General features: G+C 66.9%; 5 protein-coding genes, 1 tRNA gene and 1 pseudogene. 3 read left to right on the top strand and 4 right to left on the bottom strand.

Annotated features, from left to right (window positions below):
* Positions 1-359: 359 nt before the first annotated feature.
* Positions 360-686, top strand: a complete 327-nt coding sequence (locus IP69_RS18155; protein ID WP_349236304.1) for a ribbon-helix-helix domain-containing protein — start codon at positions 360-362, stop codon at positions 684-686.
* A 206-nt stretch (positions 687-892) separates the two neighbouring features.
* On the opposite strand, the gene IP69_RS18150 is transcribed toward IP69_RS18155, so the two are convergent.
* The 4 genes and pseudogenes from IP69_RS18150 to IP69_RS18135 form a co-directional block, all read right to left on the bottom strand.
* Positions 893-2,422, bottom strand: a complete 1,530-nt coding sequence (locus IP69_RS18150; protein WP_197279940.1) for a recombinase family protein — start codon at positions 2,420-2,422, stop codon at positions 893-895.
* Between the two features lie 122 nt (positions 2,423-2,544).
* Positions 2,545-3,192: pseudogene (locus IP69_RS21550) on the bottom strand (magnesium chelatase domain-containing protein); the annotation flags it as partial.
* Positions 3,193-3,415: 223 nt separating this feature from the next.
* Entirely contained in the window at positions 3,416-4,075 is a 660-nt protein-coding gene (gene msrA / locus IP69_RS18140) for a peptide-methionine (S)-S-oxide reductase MsrA (protein ID WP_054144246.1), read from the bottom strand.
* A gap of 91 nt (positions 4,076-4,166) precedes the next feature.
* Positions 4,167-4,490 carry a hypothetical protein gene (locus IP69_RS18135; protein ID WP_054144237.1) on the bottom strand — a complete coding sequence of 108 codons (324 nt, stop codon included), beginning with the start codon at positions 4,488-4,490 and terminating at the stop codon, positions 4,167-4,169.
* A gap of 198 nt (positions 4,491-4,688) precedes the next feature.
* On the opposite strand from IP69_RS18135, the gene IP69_RS18130 reads away from it, so the two are divergent.
* Positions 4,689-4,778, top strand: a tRNA-Ser gene (locus tag IP69_RS18130).
* Between the two features lie 81 nt (positions 4,779-4,859).
* Positions 4,860-6,119, top strand: coding sequence for an FAD-dependent oxidoreductase (locus IP69_RS18125; RefSeq protein WP_054144236.1), 1,260 nt, complete (start codon positions 4,860-4,862; stop codon positions 6,117-6,119).
* The last annotated feature ends 27 nt before the right edge of the window (positions 6,120-6,146 follow it).

The raw sequence follows: 6,146 nt of genomic DNA, 5'->3' as shown, positions 1-6,146 counted from the left end.
GAGCGTGAGCGGGCCCGGCCGCCTTGCGCGGCGGGCGGATCGGGTCGGAGAAACGGTGACGACGGGATCAGGTTTCCGATCTGCGCGACACGCGAGGCTGCCGGCGCCAACGCCGAGCGCTCGCGAGGGGAGAGGGGCGAAGCCCCACTCCCCTTGAGTCGCATGCCGGCGAAGAATGGCGGGTCAGGCTGTCGAAAGATCGAGATGCCGAGAATGCGGTCTTTCGAGATCATGCAATCTCAACATGCTGGCATGCCTGATGTCGGAAGGATCTACATCGCGCCATCGGGAGCAGTTGCATGCCACGCGGGTCAAGACTGGCCGACTTGATGGCAGCGCCAGATGAGCCATTGGCGGCCGTGCCGCTTGATGCGGCCGCACTGGTTACGGACGCTGTTGATGGGCGTGAAGAGCGGGTGTCGCCGCTTGCGCCGAGCCGGCGCGGTCGCAAGGCGCTGACCGTGCATGTCGATCTCGACACGCATGTGCGCCTGAAGGTGATGGCAGCGCGCGAGGTGACGACGCTGGAGGCGCTGGTCACCGAGGCGGTCGACCTGCTGTTTGCGAAGCGTCATGATCGCGGTGGACACGCTTCAAGCGATGGACGTCATGCTGAACTGGACGCGGGGATGGCTGGTCGAGCGCCGCAATCGGCGGGCGAGAGAGCGTCGCATCATCGAGGATGACGCCCGCGCGCTGATACGCCGGCACGGCGCTTCGGCCTATTACAGCGCGCAAGCTCGCCGATGACCAGCGACCGGGCCGGTTCGTCGAACTCGACCGGTCCGCCGGGCACTGGTCAAAGGTGCGGCGCCGAATCGGCATGCTAACCGGGCTCAGCGCGCGCGCCGAATCCGCGACGCGGCGGCTCTACGAGTAGAGCGAAAGCTGCTCAGCGCCGCGAACCAGCAAAACTGGTGCACGAGGTCGAGCCGTCGCTATGAGTTGCGACAAATCCGGTCGGGCCGAGCACGACATGATCGACGAGCAGCTTGAGGCGCTGCTGGAACGCCGCCCGGATGGCGAGATCGTCGGGGTCGGCGTTGAGGCTGTCATAGACACCCTTGAGCCCGGCAGCGGCTTCGTCGATGTCGGCGGGCCGTGACTGCCGGAAGGCGCGGTCGAGCACGGCAATGTCGGTCTCGGCCGCCTCCAGCTCGGCCTCGAGCGCCTGGACCTGCTTGCCGAGACGACTGCCGCCGCCCGAGGCCTGGACGAGCTGGATCAGGTTGTCGAGCTGGCGCTCGATGCCCTCGCGCCGCGCTTGCGCTGCCGACAGCGCGGCCTGCGCCTGGCTCTGGCGGTCATTGGCCGCGTCGATCAGCGCCTTGCGGCGCTGGCCGAGGCCAAACACGACCGCGTACTCGACCTTCTTGTAATCGTACATGGTGCGGTGATCGCAGCCGGCGCTGGCATGGGCTCGGCCACAGCGGAGCTTGTGACCGCCGCCGCGGACCATCTTGTCGATGAACACCAGGTTGCTGTTGCAAGCTTCGCAGCGCACAAGGCCCGACAAGAGGTTCTTGCGGCGACCGGGCGTGCCCTTGCCGAAGCCGCGCGCCTTGGACGCGGCCTGGGCTGCCCAATAGGTCTCCTCATCGATGATCGCCGGGAAATAGTCGTCGATCGGCTTTTCCGCCGTCGCATCCGAGCCACCGGCGAGCTTGCCGCGCGGAACGTAGCGTCCGAAGGTCGCGGGGTTCGACAGGATTTTGGCGATGTAGCTGTCGTGCCAGTACTGGCCCTTCTTCTTGCCCGTGCCCCAGGTCGGGACTTCGTCAGCGTTCAACTTCGCCTGAATCGAGCGGCGGCCGAGTCCGGCGATCGTATCGGCAAACATTTTCCGAACGATCTCGACGCGCTTGGGGATCTCGCGATACTCGCCCGACTTCGGCCCGCCGACGAGTTCGAGCCAGCCTGGGCAGCGCGCCGTCATCGCCTGCTTGTCGTCAGCCGCACGCTGGCGCTTGGCCGCCCAGGCGTCGGAGACGCGCTTGGACTTTAGCGCGCTCTCCTCGTGCGCGCGCGACATCACCACGATGGAGATGATCAGCTGGGTCTGGTCCGCCCGCAGGGTCGCCCGCGAATAGACCCGCTGATCGGTCAGCGTGACGATGATGATGCCGTTGCGGGTGAGGCCGAGGAACAGCTCCAGCGCATCAACGACCTCTTCGCGCGACAGCCGGTCGAGGCTTTCGACCAGCAGGTATGAGCCTTTTACGACATCTCCGGTTTCGACGCGCTTCAGGAATGCGCCAAGCGCCGCGCGCTCGTCGCGATGCTTGCCCTTGAACGCGGATATGCCCTCGTCGCGAAAGCTCTCATCGAGCACGAGGCCATGCTTGGCGGCATAGGTCCGCGCCGCCTCGATCTGCCGGCGGAAACTCTCGCCGCGCGCCTGCTCCGGCGTCGAGAAGCGCACATAGGAATATGCGCACGGCTTCGCCGCCTCAGATTGCGCTTTCGTTCTCGATTTTGCCATCGCTGTCGACATTGACGTGCTCGCGGAAAAGAAGTGCTAACGAGCAACGACAATAGTGCATCTGACATTAGGAGATTGTGCCCGCCGGCCGCGGCGATCTCGAGCACGCGCTTGGCGCTTTCCTGGCCCTTGATGTCGGCGAGATCGGGCAGCGGGCCGGATGGGCGCGCGACCGCGGGCTCCGGCCGCGCCATCACCTGCGTGCCCTTGAAATGGTTGGCGAGCTGGATCAGCGAACGCGGCGCGAGGATGTCGATATCGGCCGCGGCCCAGGCGGCCTCCGGGCCCGACGCGTGCGGGCAGATCAGGCCCTGCCCCCGGCCATAGGCGGCGATTGCCGCCGGCAGCACGCCAGCCACCGCCGTGATCGAGCCATCGAGCGCGAGTTCGCCGAGCACCGTGTAGCCCGCCAGCGCGTCGGCAGGAATCGCGCCGATCGCCGCCATTACGGCGAGCGCGATCGGCAGGTCGTAATGGCTGCCCTCCTTGGGCAGATCGGCTGGGGCGAGGTTGACGGTGATGCGCTTGGCCGGCAGCGCCAGGCCCGAGGCGATCAGCGCGGCGCGGACGCGCTCCTTGCTCTCGCCCACCGCCTTGTCGGGCAGCCCGACCAGAATGAACGCGACGCCGCCGGGCGTAACCTGGACCTGGACATCGACGGCGCGCGCCTCGATGCCCTCGAACGCCACCGTTGCGACCCGCGTCACCATCCGCGCCCCCCCTGCACGAAGGGAGGCTAGCCGAGTTCCCCTCGACGTTCAAGAACAGAAAGTGAACCTCCGAGCCGGATCCTGGCTTCTTTTCTTCCAAGATCGGCTGCAGGACCTGGTGCGAAACAAGGGCCCATTCGCCATCATCGCCCATCTGCAGCAGGTCAGCGAGCCGTCTCGCGGGCAGGACTTGCGAGGCTCCTGCGAGAGCCGGCAGCCACGCTCATGCGGCGGCGACGCTGGTGCCAATCTGACAGGTCACGCCCGTTCCGCCGAGGCCGCAATAACCAGCCGGGTTTTTCGCGAGATATTGCTGGTGGTAGTCCTCGGCGAAGTAGAACGGTGGCGCGTCGATGATCTCGGTCGTGATCGGTTCATAGCCACGCTGCTGCAGCGCCTGCTCGTAGTCCTCCCGCGAGCGTTCGGCGATCTCGCGCTGGGACGCGTCGGTGAGATAGATGCCGGAGCGGTACTGCGTGCCGACATCATTGCCCTGACGCATGCCCTGCGTCGGATTATGGCTCTCCCAGAAGGTCTTGAGCAGGACCTCATAGGGCAGGACCGTCGGATCGAAGACGATCTTCACGACCTCGTTGTGACCAGTCTGGCCGGAGCAGACCTCGTCATAGGTCGGGTTGGGCGTAAAGCCGCCGATATAGCCCACGGCGGTGACCCAGACGCCCGATTCGAGCTGCCAGAACTTGCGCTCGGCCCCCCAGAAGCAGCCGAGGCCGAAGATTGCGGTTTGCGAGCCCTCCGGATAGGGCCCCAACAGCGGGCGCTTGCTGAGGAAGTGCCGTTCGGCTGTCGCAATCGGATGGGCGCGACCGGGCAGCGCCGTAGCCTGATCGGGCAGGGCGGTCTTCTTGCGCAGGAAGAACATGTCGGGCTCCATGGCTGGATTTGCGTCGGAATAACCGGTTTCGGTCCAGGACATAGGTATCGCTTCGCCCTTGCGACAGGCACGCCCCGCTTCACCGTCTCGTGACGATGCCGATCTTGGGCTGCGGCGGCGCGCCGAGCCTCAGCAGCAGGAACCCGAGCAGCAGAGCTACCAGCGCCGCGGGCGCCCGCAGCAGGGTCAACATCGCCGGATCCCACAACAGCGGGTGAATGTCGCGCTCGATCAGGGGCTGCAGCGTCTCGATGCGCATTCCCGAGAGCGTCGTCAGCGCGAGATTCAGGGGCGTATACTGAACGGCGGAATTGGCGATCGAACGGGCCCCGTCGATGACGATCGAGACAAATCCCGCCGCGACGAGCAGATAGCCGAGAAGTCGCAGGAAGAACCGCACCATTCGCTCTCCATAACCCGGCCCCGGACAGGCGCCAACCGCCCGGCTTGCGCCGCTCCGGACGCGTCGCCTCCGCGCGCCCGATAGCTGCCTCTTCAGACCCCGCTTTGCAACCGCGTGCCGCAGGTATTCACACCATCGGTCGATCGATGGCAGAACACGCTTGAAAGAAGCCGGCTCGACGGTCATAAGCAGCGCGCCGGACAGGTGGCCGAGTGGCTGAAGGCGCACGCCTGGAAAGTGTGTATACGGGAAACCGTATCGAGGGTTCGAATCCCTCCCTGTCCGCCAGCACGCCCCCATCGCTTGAGACCGCATGGTCGCCCAAAGAGCAGGGGCCGTGGGTCGCCGCTCCACGATGGATCCGCTTGCATGCAGACCAGCCTTGTCTCGTCCCGCGCGGTCGGTTCCGACCGGGAGGATTTCGATCTGGTGGTGGTCGGCGCCTCCTATGCCGGCGTCGGGGTCGTCGCGGCGGCGCGCGAGGCCGGCTTTTCGGGGCGCATCGCATTGGTCGGCGACGAGAGCGACCTGCCCTATCAGCGCCCGCCGCTCTCCAAGGGCTTTCTGCTGGGCAAGGCAGGCGCGCATCTGCCGCTGAAGGCGGCATCCTTCTACAGCGAGGCCGACATCGACCTCATCGCCGGGCGACATGCGGTTGCCCTCGATCTGGACAACCGCCGCATCCAGCTCGATGACGGCAGCGCGCTGAACTTCAGATTGCTGGCCCTGACGACCGGTGCGCGAGCGGCAGCGCTGCGCTGCCCCGGCGCCGATCTCGACGGTGTCGTCTCGCTGCGCTCCTTGGGTGACGCACAGGCTCTCAGCAGCCGGCTCGCCGCCGCCCGCGCCATCGTCATCATCGGCGGCGGCTTCATCGGGCTCGAGGTCGCCTCGGCGGCGGTCACGCTCGGCAGACAGGTCACCGTCGTCGAAGCTGGACAGCGCCTGATCGGCCATGCCGTCGCGCCCGAGATTTCCGCCTATATGCTGGGTGTCCACGAGGCCCATGGCGTCGCGGTCAGGCTCGCGACCAAGGTCGAGCGGATCGAGGGCGAGGGCGGCCAGGCGACCGCCGTGATCTGCGCCGATGGCACTCGCCTGCCCTGCGACCTCGTGCTGGCGGCCGTCGGCGCCGTGCCGAATACGGAGCTTGCCGTCAGCGCCGGGCTGATGATCGACGACGGCATCGTCGTCGATGAATTCGGTCGGACATCGGGTCCGGGCATCTTCGCGGCCGGCGATTGCACAAGTCACCCCAATGTCTTCGCCGGACGGCGCCTGCGGCTCAGCTCGGTGCAGAACGCCCATGACCAGGGGCGCGCCGCCGGCTTCGCCATTGCCGGTCGGCCCGAGCCCTACGGGGCCGTGCCGTGGTTCTGGTCCGACCAGTACGACGTCAAGCTCCAGATGGTGGGGCTGGGCGTGGTCGGCGGGCCCGCGATCCTGCGCGGATCGGTGGCGGAGGGGCGCTTCTCGCTGTTTCGCTATGACGGCGCACGGCTGGTCGCGATCGAAAGCATCAACCGCCCGGCCGACCATATGAACGGCCGCCGCCTGATCGCGGCCGGACTCTCGCCGACGCCGGAACAGGCGGCCGACACAGGTTTCGACCTGCGCTCGCTGGCCTGAGCCCGGAGGCGGGCGCGATTGGCAAAA

This window comes from Allobosea sp. AAP35 (genome assembly GCF_001295925.1).
Lineage (GTDB): Bacteria > Pseudomonadota > Alphaproteobacteria > Rhizobiales > Beijerinckiaceae > Allobosea.
The sequence above is the reverse complement of the archived record's forward strand: the minus strand, read 5'-3'. Positions and strand labels throughout refer to the sequence as shown.